Source organism: Flavobacteriales bacterium (assembly GCA_025210805.1).
Taxonomy (GTDB): Bacteria; Bacteroidota; Bacteroidia; order Flavobacteriales; family CAJXXR01; genus JAOAQX01.
Genome location: JAOAQX010000017.1, coordinates 16,937 through 32,506 on the forward strand (window position 1 = coordinate 16,937; position 15,570 = coordinate 32,506).

A 15,570-nucleotide genomic window follows, 5' to 3' on the forward strand; every position below is an offset into this window, starting at 1 on the left:
CTGAATACATTCCAAACATCTCTTTATTCGTTACCTTTGGTTAAATTAAAGTTATGATTATGAAAAAAATTATCTTAATGGCATTTGCATTTAGTGCGATGCTTGCAACTTCTTGCGAAAAAGAAGAAGAAAAGAAAGTAGAACCACCTAAGCAAGAAGAACCAGCTGAAAAATCTAAACTCTTCAATAATTGGCAATGTACAGCAATTAACGTTGAAGGTTCTGCAAATATAACAGGTGCACCTATTGGGACATTTACTGCAACAGGGTTTGATTTATCAGATTTTGAAGTTAACTTTATTGAAGCTTCTAAGGCTGTTACAAAATCTGGAAATTATAGCCTTAATGTGAAATTAAACACCTCGGCTGTACCGATAAATGAAACAACCTTAACAGATCAAGTTATTTTCCCAACTGGTACCTTTGTTGAAAACAATGACGGAACGATCACTATAAAAACGGGAACCGAAGATGTTGTTGCAACAATCTTAGAAAACACCGATACAAAATTACAATTGAAAGCTTTGCTTAAATTGGAATACGAAATCACTCAGCTTAGTTCAACGGTTTCGCTTCCTAGTAATGCTACTTTTACTTTTAAGAAGAAATAATACCATTTATGGTGTTAATTTACTTATAGGTATAATGCCGATACATTGCTAAAAGCCAGTTATGAACGCAGTGAAATAAGTGGATAATTTTAGCAAGTAATCGGTATAAGACTATTTCTGACGTTAATTACGGAGTAATGCCAACAGTTCTATAATATAGCCTAAACGATATCGCTAGGCACTATAATAAGCTATACGGCATAGAAAATAAAAAAGGTGAGGATATATCCTCACCTTTTTTAGATCTTGACATTCTAGAACAATACTAGAGGTGACATTAAAATTAGATATAAAAAAATCCGAAGACTTTCATCTTCGGATTTTCTATTTTTGGTAGTTGCGGAAGCAGGACTCGAACCTGCGACCTTCGGGTTATGAGCCCGACGAGCTACCACTGCTCCATCCCGCGTTGCAAATATAAGAAGCCTTTTGGATTTGCGTATACCTGCGGGACTATTTTTTTACCATTATTTAATAATGACTTAATAACCAAAAGGATATTGCTGAAAATATTTTCAAATAAATTTTGAATACCCCATTCCTCTATTGAATTCGGAGCATCAATGAGCAATATCTATTCTTTTTTAGGTTTTTCTTTGAGCTTAAAATTAATAGGAAGCACGTATTTAACCGCTACAGGATTTCCATCAACAGTTAAAGGTGTTACTTTCAGTTTACGTACCATTTCCTTTCCTGCTTCAAGAAGTTCTGGTACGTTTTCTTGACCTTGATCCCATTTTGCACGCAGTACTTTTAAATTCTTTGAGGTTCCTTCCTTTGTAATAACAAATTGGATAAAGATTTTTCCAGAATCACCTCTTTTTTTTGCTGCTTCAGGATACTTAAATCCAGTGCTTATCTGTTGCATAATTTCTGCATTTACCTTCTGGTAATTATCGGTTGTAGGCAAATGAGCATATTCCGCTTCTGAGGCTTCTTCTTGGCGGTGATTTTCTATTTCGGGAGTTTCGCAAGAAATCGCATTGACACCTAACAAACCAATTACCGAAAATGCAACCAAGCCTGTTTTCCATAGGCTCGTAGTTTTCTCTTTTTTCATCATAAAGATTCTTTTTTTGAAGTTAGTAAAATGACTATTCACCAAGCTTCTTTGCATTTCCTTTGTTGGAATATGAGCGCTCTTTGCAAACACTTGTAAATAATCGGTATAAGAAAATTGTTCTAAAATTTTTTGATCTACATAAAACTCATGATTTTCCTTGAGTAATTTCTCTACCCAATTCCAGATAGGAACAAACCAAAAGAACGTCCTCAAAAGCATCAAAATACTTAAATCCAAACTATGAAATGCTTGTTTGTGGATTTTCTCATGAGCAAGGATCACTTCCTTTTGTGGAAGTTGTTTACCAATCACGATCCATTTCCAAAAACAAAAGGCCTCTCTTTTTTCAGACTCCCAATACTCCTTTTTCTTTTGGGCTAGGTGGATCATTTTCCCTATTTGATGAATTTGATAAATGGCAATTGAAATTTGAACGAAAACACCCAAACCGTAAAACAACCACCAGAAATTAAAACTCAAACCTTTTGAAGTATTTATTTGGTCTGTATTTAGGAGAATCTCAGGTAAAATTATTGTAGGAACTTCACTCTCAATTACCCAAAAATTGGGTGAAAAATTCATTAGAATAGGTAATAGCAGAATAGAAATCAAAATTATTCTGTTATGGACAAAACTTGATTCTTTACGCAACAAAATATGATAAAGCCCAAACATGAGCCCCCAGATAAATACGGGAAACAATACCCAGTTTATGATCAATAAATTACTCATCTTTTAATTCTTTTAGGAGCGCTTCAATGTCTTCTATTTCTACTTCGTTTTCTTTCATAAAAAAAGACAAAAATCGCTGTTTCGAGTTTCCAAAATAATCTTCCATAAGCATAGTCAACATATTCTTTTTGTATGCTGATCGTGCTATTTTGGGATGATAATAATAGGTTCTTCCACTTTTTTCAAAATCAACAAATCCCTTTTTCTCCAGTATTCTTACTATTGTAGAAACTGTGGTAACGGCTACTTTTTTCTTTTTGGAAATAATTAAATGAATCTCTTTAACCGAAGCTTCTTTCTGCTCCCAAATTATTTGCATAATCTCCTCCTCTGCGGCTGTCATCTTGATACTCATAAAGATACTTTATTGATTGTATGAAGCAAATATAACTAACTTTTTAGTTTAAACGAAATATTTAGTTGAATATTGTTCCCAAATGATCCATTCATAAGATCTATTTTCTCATAAACCGAATGACGATACACAACGAATATTCAAGTATCAATAAAGAGATTTAGGATGAAATCTATTCGTTAAGCCCCTATTTTATCAACTTCCTCTTCCGTTTTTATCTGAGGAAGTGGTGTCCAAAGGGCTGACCAATTTTTCCATTGATATTTCTTTTGAAAAATAAGAAGCAATATAATGGATACGACATAGAAAGGAAGGATTCCATCTTGCACATTCATTTCTTTGGTAAGAAAAAATGCATCGGTAGGAATAGCAGAGTTTTCATAATTAACAAAAACTGCCGAAAAAATATTATTTGCAGCATGATATCCCAGAGCCAATTCCAAACGATTATCCATAAAAACAATAAGCCCAAGTAGAATTCCTACACCAATATAATAAGTCATCATCCAGCCTACACCGTGTTCATGAACTTCAGGGTTTTGAATATGCATAAGCCCAAATAAAGCACCCGAAATAAAAATAGGAACTAAAGGAATTCTAAAATATTTACCCAAAAACTGCATTAAATATCCTCTAAACACAAATTCTTCCGTTGAAGTTTGTATAGGAATCAACAGGAAAGCTAAGAAAAGTAATACAATAGAATTTTTCCAATCAAACTGGAAGACGTAGTTCTCTGGTCCAGCAATAAAATAATAGTCCACAACTGAAATAAGAGCACTAAAAATAAACCAGATAAAAGTTGCAAAAAGTATTCTATTCCAGTCGACTTTAGAATAGGAGGAAATCAATCTTTTAAATCGGTCTTTATGAATGAGTTTCATCACCATTACTAAAGGAATCAGATATCCTAAAAAGGTAAAAACCAGTACGGCCAAAAGTAAATTACCATTAATATCAGCCCCTTTAAAAGCTGCAGAGAGATTCCCATCCTTCAAAGCATTAAAGCTATCGGAATCCAAATGACTTACTGCTAAAATAATTAAGGGTATTGAGAATATAATATTTCCAATAATCATTAAAATAATGAGCACAGGAAGTCCTATTCCTGCATTAGAACGGTTACTATGTAAATTTAGAAAATCTCTTTGAATCATTTTATGCCATTTATGGTGTTTAATTACCTATTGGTTTAATGCCGATACATTGCTAAAGTTTAATGATGAACACTGTGATATTAGTGAGTAATTTTAGCAAGTAATTGGTATTATTTAATACTTTCTGGTAAAGCTAATAATTTTTCGTTAAGGTACTTAGTATCTTTTTCATTTAAGTCAATTTCTATTGGCCAATAAAAAATGGGTATATTTTTAAATAAATGTTCAAATTTTAATAAACGAATTGCATCTTTCTCTGTGCAAATAATGGCTTTGTTTTCTTGGTTGATTTGCTCAAAATAAGAAATTAATTCTTTGATATCTATTTCTTGAAAATCATAATGATCTGCGTATTTGTGATGTTGAACTTGTTCACAAATATTTCTTACTTTCTTCACAAATAAATCAGATTTTGCAATTCCTGTTAAGGCAATACAATGTTCAAAATGGTGATTTTTTTCGAGTATTTCCTGGTTAAAAACACTGGTTAGATTACCATAACTAATGGTTGAAAAAAGCACTTTTGCCTCTGTATAGCTTCTTATATTATCAAAAATCTCTTTTTTCTGATTCGGTCTTAAAACCTCAGGACATTTCGTTACGATAACGATATCTGCACGCTGAGCTCCAAAACGATTTTCTCTCAAATTCCCCGCAGGAAGCACAAAATCATCATAAAAAGGATGATGATAATCTGTCAATAAAATATTGAGATTGGGTTGAATTTTTCTATGCTGAAACGCATCATCAAGCACAATAAAGTCTGGACGTACATCACTCACCAAATTCCTTATTGCTCTCCTTCTTTCTTCATCTACCACTACATCTACATGAGGAAATTTTCTTTTCATCAAAAAAGGCTCGTCTCCTATCTCTTCTGCTGTGGTATGGCTATCAGCCAATAAATAACCTTTAGTTTTCCTTTTATAACCTCTACTCAAAATGGCTATTTTATTCCCTTCCAACATCCTTACACACATTTCTGTATGAGGTGTTTTCCCTGTTCCTCCTGTACTTAAATTTCCAATACAAATTAAAGGAGTACCGGATTCATGGGTAGAGAATATACCATAACGATAAAACACATTTCTAAGCGTAGTAATGAAGTTATAGAGAAGAGAAAATGGATAAAGAAGTAGCCTAAATTTCTGCATAGATGGAATACCTTGAGTCTTCTTGCAAAAATGGTGATTTTTTTCGACTTAAAACCCTTGCAAAAATCTTTTTAACAAAATTGAATTTCTTTTTTTGCGAAAAAGGAATGAATCATTTTTTCACAAAAAAAGCACAAACTTGTATCATCAAGAATGTGCTCAATACTTTTGAGGAACTAAAAAAACTTATTCCTTTAGTCGCTCCTTTATTTTTGTTTTCTCTGCTTCACTTAACTTCGGTACAGCACTTTTTAATCTATTAAAAAGAGCCTGCAACTGTTTATTATGTTTGTGGTATCTACCACAATACTTACACATCATTAGATGCATCCACATTTGCATACGTGTTCCCATGCTGAGTTTTTCACCCTCAACAACACGATTACTGAGTTCAGTTATTTCTTTACACTTTAGCATAGTACGTTTTTAATTCAACCATTTATCCTCAAGGCAAGATCTCATCAAGAGCTTTGCTCTGTGAGTCAAGACCCAATAATTAGACTTACTTATTTCCAATTCATTACAAATAACCTCCGAATCATAATGTAATACATTTTTTAGCTTAAAAACAGAGGCTGCTTTTGGCGGAAGCAAAGATAAACAATAGGCAATGATCTTTTTTAGCTCCTCATTATCCATTTGTTTTGCTCCAAAATTGACATCCTTTGGGGCATTTTCATGATTCCACATTCCTTGACTCTTTCCTTCTTCCTCAAAAAAAGCAATAGAATTTGTGTTTTGTTTTTTGCTTTTCTCTTTATAATGATCATATATTTTTCTTTTGAGAATAGAAGTTAACCAAGTTTTCTCCGAAGATTTCCCTTGAAAGTTACTAAACCCTTTATAGGCTGCTAAAAAGGTTTCTTGAACCAAATCTTTAGCCATATCACGATCATCAACTCTGTAATAAGCAAAATTGAATAGATAATCCGAATGATTATCTACCCATGTATTAAATTTCTCATTGACCTTAGACATCATATTCCTTTGCTGTTTACACAAATATATTAAAATATTGATTTTATTTGTAATTTCAAACACCTAATACCATTCCTCGTGTCTGTTAATCTAATTTAGCCATAAGCCGATAAGTCATTAAAAATCAACTATAAATGCAGTGAAATTTGGGAATATTCGGGAAGTATCAGTATAAAAACAAGAGTTTCTTATTTTTTAAAAAAGAATTTATTTTACAAAAACCGTTATGAATAACAAAAATCATCTTGAAATAAATAAAGAATCCTGGAACAGAAGAACCGAAATTCATATTCAGTCAGACTTTTATGATATCCCTGCCTTTATGAACGGTAAAACTTCCTTAAATTCTATTGAACTTGATTTACTTGGAGATATCCAAGGAAAAAGGATTCTTCATTTACAGTGTCATTTTGGGCAAGATAGCCTTTCATTAGCAAGAATGGGTGCCGAAGTTGTTGGGGTAGATTTATCTAACAAAGCCATTGAACAGGCTAGAAAATTCGCTCAAAAACTCCAAATAGATATAGAATTCATTTGTTCTGATGTACTGGATCTTGAAGGAAAAATTGAGGGTAATTTTGACTATATTTTCACTTCTTACGGAGTTTTGGGTTGGTTGCCCGATTTACACCAATGGGCTGGAATAGTTCACTCTTTTTTAAAACCGAAAGGCAAATTACTTTTGATAGAGTTTCATCCTGTTGTGTGGATGTTCGATGATTCTTTCAAAAAAATCTCTTTCTCTTATTTCAATAAAGGAGCTATGCAAGATTCCTCTGAAACCTATACCGATGGTGCTGGTGGAGAAAAGTTAGAATTCGTTTATTGGAATCATGCTTTGGAAGCGGTTTTCAAAGGATTATTGGATACAGGAATGAAGATTAAACATTTTTCTGAGTACGATTACTCGCCTTATCCTTGTTTTGATAATATCATAGAAACAGCTCCACAACGATATCAAATAAAAGGTTTGGAAGAAAAAATCCCCATGGTATATGCGCTCATTGCCCAGCGATAAATCATCCTTGATGAGACACTTCTCAAACGTTTATTTCTTCATAATTTTGCATCAGATATTTGCAATGATGCAAGGATCATTTTATTCAGATATATGAAAAGAGTAGTTGTAGGACTTTCGGGTGGGGTAGATTCCAGTGTTGCCGCCTATTTACTTAAAGAACAAGGATATGATGTTGTTGGAATTTTTATGCGAAACTGGCATGATGATTCCGTAATTTTAGATCATGAATGCCCATGGATAGAAGATAGTAACGACGCTTTGGCTGTTGCCGAAATGTTAGAAATTCCTTTTCAGGTCATTGATTTTAGTGAGCAATATAAAGAACGTATCGTAGATTATATGTTTCGTGAATACGAAATAGGACGCACACCAAACCCAGATGTACTTTGTAATCGTGAAATAAAATTTGATATTTTCCTTGAAATGGCCATGCAACTGGATGCCGATTTTGTGGCAACAGGTCACTATTGCCAGAAAAAAAGCATTGAAGTAAATGGCAATCAAACCTATCAACTCATAGCAGGAGCAGACAATAATAAGGATCAAAGTTATTTTCTTTGTCAGTTAAGCCAAGAGCAACTTTCAAAAGCGCTCTTCCCTATCGGGCATCTTCAAAAATCTGAGGTAAGAGCTTTGGCAGAAAAAATAGGATTGGCAACTGCTCAGAAAAAAGATTCGCAAGGTTTGTGCTTTATCGGAAAAGTGAAATTACCCGATTTTCTTCAGCAACAGCTACAGCCAAAAGAAGGAAATGTTTTTGAAATCTTCCCAGATGACCCTCAATTTTCTAAAAAAGCATCGGACACTTTAGAAGACAATTCTAGTCCTTATGATTTTAAGAAATTTTCGGCAAAAAAAATAGGAAAACACAGCGGAGCTCACTTTTATACAATAGGACAAAGAAAGGGACTAGGTATTGGAGGAAAAGTAGAACCTATTTTTGTAATAGCTACTGATACACAAAAGAATATCGTTTATGTTGGTGAAGGAAAAAATCACCCTGGTTTATTTAGAAATGGATTAAAAATTCAAGAAAGTGAGATTCATTGGGTACGCCCAGATATGCAACTCAAAGAAGGGGAATCTAAGGAGTTTTTAGTACGAATAAGATACCGCCAGGAGCTAGAGAAATGCACACTATATTTAAACAATAAAAATTTATACCTTATCTTTGATAGACCACAAAGAGGGATTGCCAAAGGTCAATTTGCAGCTTGGTATCTCAAAGACGAACTTATTGGTTCGGGTGTAATATTTGCTTAATAATTTTATGAAAGGAAAAAAGGAGCTTTTTTTATTTGTTTTAATTTTTTTATCAAGTTTTTGGTCACTTCAAGCTCAAGAAAAAAAGAGTTTTTCTTGGATTAAGCCTTTTTTGGATAAAAATCCTCAAGAAAGTGCGATAAATACCCAAGTAAAAGAAAAGGCACAATCTGCTGAACACACAATGCTGATGTTTGAGCAAATTGGTGATTACTATGCTCAAAAAAAACAAACAAAAACCAGTTTAAAATACTATTTAGATGCTTATGAATGGATGAAAATTCATGGTAATAAAAAAGTTTTGCATCATCTAGAGCTTAAACTTGCTAAAAACTACCAAATCCTTAAAAAGCATAATAAGGCGATTCAATTTGGGGTAAAATCCAGAGATTTTTTCCAAAAAAACAACGAAAAACAAGCACTTTTTGAAACCAATTTTCTTTTAGGAAATATTTATTTGGACTTAGATCAAAGTACGTTTGCTACTACTTATGTTCAAGATGTATTTGAATATGGAATTAGTGAAAACAGTCCAGAAAGTTTAATGAAAGCTTATTATCTCCAAGGGAAGTATCATCAGCTAGAAAACAAACAATCAAATGCTTCCAATTTTTTAAACAATGCCTTAAAATATGCCAAGGAAATAGGAGATCGTAATACACAAGCCTCCATATATTTAGAACAGGCAAAACTGTTTGAAAAAACGCAAAAATTTGCCTCGGCGATACGTCAATTAGAACTAGCATTCAAAGAACTATCTCATTCTCAAGATAATAACCTAAGAATTGCCATTGTGAAAAAAATGGCGACCCTTCAGTCCAAACAAGGAAAAGATAATGAATCCTTAAAGTATTTAGAAGAGGCTTACAAACTCAGTAAAGAACATCATTATGCACAAGAGCAGGCTGATATCATGAAAAAAATGGTACTCCTAGCTCTTGAAAATGAGAATACTACAAAAGCAAGCGAATACGTAAAAATCTACAATACTTTATCGGACTCCATTTATGAAATTGGAAAAGAGAACAACCTTCAAGCCGTAGAAGACCGAGAAAAAATTCAAAGGCAGGGAAAACTCATTTCGTTTTATAAAGAAGAAATAGATGCTAAAGAAAATAGATTTTGGATTGTATCTGTGTTTTTAGTACTTCTCATCGGGGTTCTTCTTCTATTGGCAAGAACACTTAGAAAAAGTAAACAACTGGTGGAAAAGGAAAAGGAACTTTTGGAATCTAAAAGAGCTTTAGCAAAAATGGAGTTGGAAAGAGCTCGTTCTGAACTTGACGAAAACAGAGAACATTTAAGCCAAATCACCACACTAATCATTGAGAAAAATGCCCAAATAAGAAAACTGCTTGAACAAGTAGAAAAACTTAAAGAAATGGATCAATTCTCTGCCAGTGGAAACACCGAGAAAATAAAAATGGTGGATGAACTCTTGGCTTTTAAAATATTAACAGAAGACGACTGGAGTGAGTTTAGGAAAATATACAATCAAGTATTTGAAGGTGTAGAAGCGAAACTCAAACTACACCATGCAAACTTGACTAAAAGTGAGAAAAAACTGTTTATGATTTCAAAGCTCAAACTAAGCCTTGATGAAGTAGCAGATTTACTAGCAATTTCCCCAGAAAGTGTTCGAAAAGCTCGCTACCGATTAAAGAAAAAACTGGCTTTGGAGAAAGAGAATCTTCAGGATTATATCGATCGTTTTTAATACAATCAATCTTCTAAAGCACTTTCTTCATGAAGCTTAAGTCCTCAATTATTGTATAAGTAGAAAAAAAATATTATATTTGATTCAAATTTATAATTATTTCAAAATGAAGAAATCTATTTTAAAAATTGCAGGAATTTTATCAATTGCTTTTTTAATGACATCTTGTCAAGAATCCTGTGAAAAATGCTCAGCTAAGGTCGTTCAATATCTAAATGGAGAACAAGTTAGTACGAGTACTGTTTCCGCTCAAGAAATTTGTGGAGATGAACTAGACAAAATCAAAGACAACCCTGTTGTAACTGTAGAACAAGGTGTTGGAGAACTAAAACAAAAAGTTGTTACTACTTATACGTGTAACTAAACAAAACACTTTTAAAAAAAGCCTCCAATATGGAGGCTTTTTTTTATGCTGATTAAAATAAAAAACTACTCATCGAAAAGCGTATAAACACGCTACTCATCGAAAGTTTTAGTAGAATCTTTTAATAGATTATTCAAATCCCGAAGTTCTTTGGGAGTCAAATCTCTCCATTTTCCTAAAGAAATATCGAGCTCTATATTCATAATTCGAACTCTTTTCAGCTTGGTTACTCGGTAATCTAGATATTCACACATTCTACGAATTTGCCTATTAAGCCCCTGCGTAAGAATTATCTTAAACGTTTTTCGTCCTATTTGCTCTACATGGCATTTTCGGGTTACGGTATCTAATATCGGGACTCCATTTGCCATTTTTCTAAGAAAGCTTTTTGAGACCGATTTATTTACGGTAACGATATATTCCTTTTCGTGATTATTTCTTGCTCTCAGGATTTTATTCACAATGTCGCCATCGCTTGTAAGTAAAATCAACCCTTCACTTGGTTTATCTAATCTTCCTATGGGAAAAATTCTTCTTGGATGCCCAATATAATCGATGATATTGTCTTTTTCCACACGAGTATCGGTGGTACACACAATTCCTTTTGGCTTGTTAAATGCAATATAAACAGGCTTTTCTTTATTGGCTTTCACAGGCTTTCCATCTACACAAACTTCATCACTTGGTGAGATTTTAGTTCCCATTAATGGTTTTTCACCATTAATGGTTATTCTCCCTTGATCCAGCAGTTTATCGGCAGCTCTACGACTACAATACCCTATTTCGCTGAGGTATTTATTGATTCTTATTAAATTTTCACTCATAAGAATTATAGTGATCCTGTTCTTCCTCCGTCCACAGGAATATTAATTCCATTGATATAAGAAGCTGCTGGCGAACATAGAAATGCTACGGCATTGGCTACTTCTTGGGCTTGAGCAAATCTTTGCATTGGGATAATCGAAAGCATCTTTTTCTCTACTTCCTCATAAGAATTTCCTGTTTTTGCTGCCTTATTCTCTATGATACTCTTGAGTCTTACGGTTTCTGTAGCCCCAGGAAGAACATTGTTTACGGTAATATTATATTTTCCTAACTCGTTTGCTAGAGTCTTACTCCAGTTTGCTACGGCTCCACGAATGGTATTGGAAACACCCAAACCGTTTAAAGGAATTTTTACGGAAGTGGAAATAATATTTACAATTCTTCCGTATCCGTTTTCTTTCATTTGTGGACTAAAAGCTTGTGCCAAATGTTGGTTACAAATTAAATGCATAGAAAAAGCATTTAAAAATTCACTTACATCTGCGTCTATCGCTTGCCCACCTGCAGGACCTCCTGTATTGTTTATCAAAATATGGATATCTGATACCTTTTGAGCATATTCCTGAGCGATTTCCTTTACCTCATCTGGTCTTGAAAAATCTACACATAATAAGTGGTGCTCTTGACCATTCTCTGTACTCAAGGTTTTTCTTGCTTCTTCAAGTCTTTCGGCATTTCTGGCTACTAAACAAATACTGGCTCCCATGCTGGCAAGTTCTTGTGCTGTGGCTAAACCAATTCCTTGTGATGAACCGCAAACTACGGCTCTTTTATTTCTAAGATCTAAATTCATTTTTTAACGATTTAGTACAATTTTTTTACTAATAATGTGATTTCCTTTTTGAGCTTTTAACCAGTACATTCCATTGGCTAAAGCCGATAAATCAATGTTTTTCTGAGAATTAGCATCCATTTTTGCAAAACTCATAATCAATTTACCATTGAGATCATACAAAGATAAACTATCTAAAGCTTTATGGCTGAATATTTCTATCTGCCCGTTACTAGGATTTGGAGAAATAGTCCAATCTTGAGCTTTAAACTCTTCCAGTCCTATTGGCCATTTGTTGAAAGCCAAAACATAGGCACCGCTTTTTAGATTTTTTATTTTTACTTTTCCAGATTTACTCCATAAAGATCCTGTTTGAAGTTCAAAATCGGGATAAAGTTTCCAGTCTTTTTCACCATTTTCACGATACAGTACACAAATTTGATTTTCATCATATTGGTTTGTTGTATTGTATTGCATCAAACCATAATCCTTGGTGTTTTCGCTATTTCCATTGTATTTGAGTTCCAATTCTCCCTCAAAACCATTGGAATGTAATAATTGAATATTATAGTATCGATCTGGTGAAATAATAAAACGATCCTCATGATAGTTCCCCGCAGGCTTCACCCAGTTTTGACGGATATAAAAACGGGTAGAATCGGCAATTTGGGTCGTTTTTATTCTTGCATCTATAGCCGAATAACTTTTTGAGCCTGTGTTTTTGATCCAATCTACATAATGAAAACTTGCTAAACTAATTTTGTCGTCTTCATTGATACTTGCAAAATATGGTTTTATAGAACTCACAAAGCTAAAATCTGTTTCTAAACCACTTGCTTTTACTTGGTGCTTTTCTTCTTGTCCATTTTGATCATAAAAAGTAATGGTTAGGGGTACATTTTGATAAAGATTTGAGGCTTCTTTTAGATTTTGAACTAAGCTAAAATTGGTTTTCCACTGGCTACCTTGAGCCGATATTTGCCACTTTCCAAAATCAAATTGAGCCCAACCTTTTTGAAAAATAAATGCATCAAAATAAGAATCGGCATCGGTAAAGCCTTTGTTTTTTAAATAATCTCTAAACTCCGTAGATTGAATATCGTTAAAGGCATACTGATCCAATAAATTTTTATGTGCCGAAAAAAACAGATTATCTCCCATATAAGACCTCAAGGTATGAATGACATCGGCTCCTTTATTGTATGTATGTCTTCCATAGGTAACATTTTGAGGCATTTCTGCCAAAATCTGATATCCGTTATCTATTATATGTGCTGTTTTTAGCATATTCAAATGATTATTTCTAATCACTTCAAGGTATTTCTCTTTACCATAAACGGCCTCTTCAAAATAAAAGGAAAGATATTCTGCCCAACCTTCGTTGATCCACATTTCCTCTGCTCTATGGCAAGTCATTAAATTTCCAAACCAATGATGAGCGAGTTCATGAGCCATAATGCTTTCTCCTTGCAGGTTTCCATTGATTAAGTTCTTTGGGTAAGCTATGTTTCCAGGATGCTCCATGGCTCCCACGGGTGTTGCAGAATAACCTATTCGTTCCCATCGATAAGACCCAAATTTTGCTTCAAAAGCATCAAAAGCATTTTGAAGATGCTCAAAAGAGTTGACTAAATTCATAGAATCTGACAACAAACAAGAAAGTTGAACCGGTACTTTTCTCCCTGTAATACTGGTAAAAGTATCTTGAATTTCTATATAAGGTGCTGCGGCAACAGATGCTAGATAGGTGGGAAATTCTGTTTGAGTTTCCCATTCTGTTACTCTTATTGAATCATTATATACTTGTTCTTGTATCTTGATTCCATTGGCGTAAGCCTTAAAGTTTTTGGGACTTTTTATTTGAAAATTATAGGTAGATCTCTCAACAAAATTATCAAAACAAGGAAACCAACCTCTTCCAAAAGTGTGAGGCTGAAACTGGAATGCAACTCCTAGATTGTACCAATAATTTCCATCGAAGTCAAAACCTCCGAAGCCACTACCATCCACCACAGGCGTTCCATGGTAAAAAAGTGTGATTTTAGCAGAATCTTGTGCATCCATCGTACTTGGAAAATCAACCTGAATGTTTTCTCCTCCTTGAGAGAAAGACGCAATTTGAGAACCAAAAAACACCGAATCTACTGTGAGATTTTTTAGATCAAAACGGATGCTATTTTGTGCATTCATCAGTGATTTAAAAGAAATCTTGGTGTTTGCTTTCAGTATATCTTGATTTCCCTCCATCAAGTCTAAACGAATTGTATAATTGGTGATATCAAAAGTATCTGAGCGTGAATTATTCCCAATACTTTCTAAGCTTGAAAGCGGAAAAGAAGCTGGACTTTTAAATTCTTGACAGGTATTCTTTTGGGCATAAGCCAAAGAAATACTTAAAAGTGAGAGTAAGATTATATTTCTGACCATTTTACCGTTTTTGTGATGATTCTAGAATTTTTAAGATAGGTGCTATATTTAGCCGTAATAGTAATTTCGTTGAGATCTTTAAGTCTAGATTTTTTGATTATCCCCTCTCCTTCTGTGGCGGTTATATCAAGTAATTTATTGTTTAAGAACTTCCCCTCTGTGAGGTTTCCATAATAGAAATCCGCCTTTTCGTTTCCCGAATCTAAGGTGGCTACCAGTTTGTTTCCTTGTTTTTTTAGGACGATATTTGTGGTAGATAATAGAGGAGTTCCATTTTCTGTCCACTCTTTTAACCCTACTCCTGGCTGATCTTCATAAAACTCTAAAACACTTAATTCTTGTCCGTTTTTATAAAATTTTTCTTGAGCCCCATGTTTTAAATTATTTTGATAACGATTGATTCTAAAAACTTTTTTACCATCAAAATACCAAATTGCTTCACCATGCTTTTGTCCTTCTTGGTAATCAATTACAGCCCTTAGTTTTCCGTCATCATAGTAATCATAACTTTTTCCGTGCCTTTTTCCTGCCTTAAAGTTTATTTTCCTACGGAATTGCCCTGCGTCGTTTTTTGCCACATGAAGACCTTCTTTTAACCCATTTACGGTTTGATTGATTTTTTGTGGTGCTCTTGCTTCGGTTACTTGCTTTTGAGATTCTGGATTTCCTCCACAGTTATAATTTAGGGATAAAAGTGAGATACTTAAACTTAACCCAATATATTTTATTGCTTTCATCTTTGCTCTTTTGACTCAAAGATAGGAAAAGAAAGACCTTTGGAAAACCTTTTGGATAAAATTAAAGATTTCACCCTCAAAAGTGTGTTCGAGTCATACTGTTTTGATTTTAATTTACTCACTGATATAAGCCCTCCCGAAAAATCGGAACAAGCTATTCAAAGGGGAATCAGGATAAGCCCTCTTAGAAGGGGGGAAAGCGGATGTTTTACCACGAAATACCTCAAAAAAGAAATAAAGACAAGCTATTCAAAGGGGGAATCAGAATAAGCCCTCTTAGAAGGGGGGAAAGCGGATGTTTTACCACGAAATACCTCAAAAAAGAAATAAAGACAAGCTATTCAAAGGGGAATCAGAATAAGCCCCCTTAGAAGGGGGGAAGGGGGATGGTTCA

The 15,570-nt window shown here is 33.9% G+C and carries 15 protein-coding genes and 1 tRNA gene; 5 read left to right on the top strand and 11 right to left on the bottom strand.

The features are described 5' to 3' along the window. The first annotated feature begins 59 nt into the window (after nt 1–59). Nucleotides 60–611 (top strand): hypothetical protein, encoded by a 552-nt coding sequence (locus tag N4A45_06700; protein ID MCT4664907.1) that lies wholly within the window; start codon nt 60–62, stop codon nt 609–611. Nucleotides 612–948: 337 nt separating this feature from the next. On the opposite strand, the gene N4A45_06705 is transcribed toward N4A45_06700, so the two are convergent. The 7 genes from N4A45_06705 to N4A45_06735 form a co-directional block, all read right to left on the bottom strand. Continuing rightward, a tRNA-Met gene (locus tag N4A45_06705) sits at nt 949–1,020 on the bottom strand. A gap of 165 nt (nt 1,021–1,185) precedes the next feature. Then, nucleotides 1,186–2,406, bottom strand: coding sequence for a M56 family metallopeptidase (locus N4A45_06710; GenBank protein MCT4664908.1), 1,221 nt, complete (start codon nt 2,404–2,406; stop codon nt 1,186–1,188). After that, nucleotides 2,399–2,761 (bottom strand): BlaI/MecI/CopY family transcriptional regulator, encoded by a 363-nt coding sequence (locus tag N4A45_06715; GenBank protein ID MCT4664909.1) that lies wholly within the window; start codon nt 2,759–2,761, stop codon nt 2,399–2,401. Before N4A45_06715 ends, N4A45_06710 begins: the two co-directional genes overlap by 8 nt. Nucleotides 2,762–2,940: 179 nt before the next feature. Continuing rightward, complete coding sequence (locus N4A45_06720; protein ID MCT4664910.1) at nt 2,941–3,918, bottom strand: CPBP family intramembrane metalloprotease; 978 nt, start codon at nt 3,916–3,918, stop codon at nt 2,941–2,943. Nucleotides 3,919–4,028: 110 nt separating this feature from the next. Next, entirely contained in the window at nt 4,029–5,072 is a 1,044-nt protein-coding gene (gene lpxK, locus N4A45_06725; GenBank protein MCT4664911.1) for a tetraacyldisaccharide 4'-kinase, read from the bottom strand. Between the two features lie 186 nt (nt 5,073–5,258). Beyond that, on the bottom strand, nt 5,259–5,489 hold the full coding sequence (locus N4A45_06730) for a hypothetical protein (protein ID MCT4664912.1): 231 nt from the start codon (nt 5,487–5,489) through the stop codon (nt 5,259–5,261). 9 nt (nt 5,490–5,498) lie between these two features. After that, nucleotides 5,499–6,053, bottom strand: a complete 555-nt coding sequence (locus tag N4A45_06735) for a sigma-70 family RNA polymerase sigma factor (GenBank protein ID MCT4664913.1) — start codon at nt 6,051–6,053, stop codon at nt 5,499–5,501. Nucleotides 6,054–6,276: 223 nt separating this feature from the next. On the opposite strand from N4A45_06735, the gene N4A45_06740 reads away from it, so the two are divergent. The 4 genes from N4A45_06740 to N4A45_06755 all read left to right on the top strand — a co-directional run bounded on the left by N4A45_06740 (nt 6,277) and on the right by N4A45_06755 (nt 10,415). After that, nucleotides 6,277–7,068: a class I SAM-dependent methyltransferase gene (locus N4A45_06740; protein MCT4664914.1), complete on the top strand. Its 792-nt coding sequence runs from the start codon at nt 6,277–6,279 to the stop codon at nt 7,066–7,068. Nucleotides 7,069–7,161: 93 nt separating this feature from the next. Next, the gene (gene mnmA, locus N4A45_06745) at nt 7,162–8,334 is read left to right on the top strand and encodes a tRNA 2-thiouridine(34) synthase MnmA (protein MCT4664915.1); all 1,173 of its coding nucleotides are present in this window, start codon (nt 7,162–7,164) and stop codon (nt 8,332–8,334) included. Nucleotides 8,335–8,341: 7 nt separating this feature from the next. After that, nucleotides 8,342–10,051: a hypothetical protein gene (locus tag N4A45_06750; GenBank protein ID MCT4664916.1), complete on the top strand. Its 1,710-nt coding sequence runs from the start codon at nt 8,342–8,344 to the stop codon at nt 10,049–10,051. Between the two features lie 106 nt (nt 10,052–10,157). Continuing rightward, the gene (locus tag N4A45_06755; GenBank protein ID MCT4664917.1) at nt 10,158–10,415 is read left to right on the top strand and encodes a hypothetical protein; all 258 of its coding nucleotides are present in this window, start codon (nt 10,158–10,160) and stop codon (nt 10,413–10,415) included. A gap of 92 nt (nt 10,416–10,507) precedes the next feature. Here N4A45_06755 and rluF read toward each other — a convergent pair whose 3' ends face one another. From rluF to N4A45_06775, 4 genes are read right to left on the bottom strand one after another with little or no spacing between them, the layout of a single operon-like run. Beyond that, nucleotides 10,508–11,239 (bottom strand): 23S rRNA pseudouridine(2604) synthase RluF, encoded by a 732-nt coding sequence (gene rluF, locus N4A45_06760; GenBank protein ID MCT4664918.1) that lies wholly within the window; start codon nt 11,237–11,239, stop codon nt 10,508–10,510. Nucleotides 11,240–11,244: 5 nt separating this feature from the next. Further along, complete coding sequence (locus N4A45_06765) at nt 11,245–12,033, bottom strand: SDR family oxidoreductase (protein ID MCT4664919.1); 789 nt, start codon at nt 12,031–12,033, stop codon at nt 11,245–11,247. A 3-nt stretch (nt 12,034–12,036) separates the two neighbouring features. After that, entirely contained in the window at nt 12,037–14,439 is a 2,403-nt protein-coding gene (locus tag N4A45_06770) for a M1 family aminopeptidase (GenBank protein ID MCT4664920.1), read from the bottom strand. Continuing rightward, entirely contained in the window at nt 14,424–15,176 is a 753-nt protein-coding gene (locus N4A45_06775) for a hypothetical protein (protein ID MCT4664921.1), read from the bottom strand. Before N4A45_06775 ends, N4A45_06770 begins: the two co-directional genes overlap by 16 nt. Nucleotides 15,177–15,570 lie beyond the last annotated feature (394 nt).

Coding starts and splice junctions, on each gene's coding strand:
- N4A45_06730 (MCT4664912.1), bottom strand. CDS start 5,489: ATGCTAAAGTGTAAAGAAATAACTGAACTCAGTAATCGTGTTGTTGAG.
- N4A45_06770 (MCT4664920.1), bottom strand. CDS start 14,439: ATGGTCAGAAATATAATCTTACTCTCACTTTTAAGTATTTCTTTGGCT.
- N4A45_06750 (MCT4664916.1), top strand. CDS start 8,342: ATGAAAGGAAAAAAGGAGCTTTTTTTATTTGTTTTAATTTTTTTATCA.
- N4A45_06775 (MCT4664921.1), bottom strand. CDS start 15,176: ATGAAAGCAATAAAATATATTGGGTTAAGTTTAAGTATCTCACTTTTA.
- lpxK (MCT4664911.1), bottom strand. CDS start 5,072: ATGCAGAAATTTAGGCTACTTCTTTATCCATTTTCTCTTCTCTATAAC.
- N4A45_06710 (MCT4664908.1), bottom strand. CDS start 2,406: ATGAGTAATTTATTGATCATAAACTGGGTATTGTTTCCCGTATTTATC.
- mnmA (MCT4664915.1), top strand. CDS start 7,162: ATGAAAAGAGTAGTTGTAGGACTTTCGGGTGGGGTAGATTCCAGTGTT.
- rluF (MCT4664918.1), bottom strand. CDS start 11,239: ATGAGTGAAAATTTAATAAGAATCAATAAATACCTCAGCGAAATAGGG.
- N4A45_06740 (MCT4664914.1), top strand. CDS start 6,277: ATGAATAACAAAAATCATCTTGAAATAAATAAAGAATCCTGGAACAGA.
- N4A45_06720 (MCT4664910.1), bottom strand. CDS start 3,918: ATGATTCAAAGAGATTTTCTAAATTTACATAGTAACCGTTCTAATGCA.
- N4A45_06755 (MCT4664917.1), top strand. CDS start 10,158: ATGAAGAAATCTATTTTAAAAATTGCAGGAATTTTATCAATTGCTTTT.
- N4A45_06735 (MCT4664913.1), bottom strand. CDS start 6,053: ATGATGTCTAAGGTCAATGAGAAATTTAATACATGGGTAGATAATCAT.
- N4A45_06765 (MCT4664919.1), bottom strand. CDS start 12,033: ATGAATTTAGATCTTAGAAATAAAAGAGCCGTAGTTTGCGGTTCATCA.
- N4A45_06700 (MCT4664907.1), top strand. CDS start 60: ATGAAAAAAATTATCTTAATGGCATTTGCATTTAGTGCGATGCTTGCA.
- N4A45_06715 (MCT4664909.1), bottom strand. CDS start 2,761: ATGAGTATCAAGATGACAGCCGCAGAGGAGGAGATTATGCAAATAATT.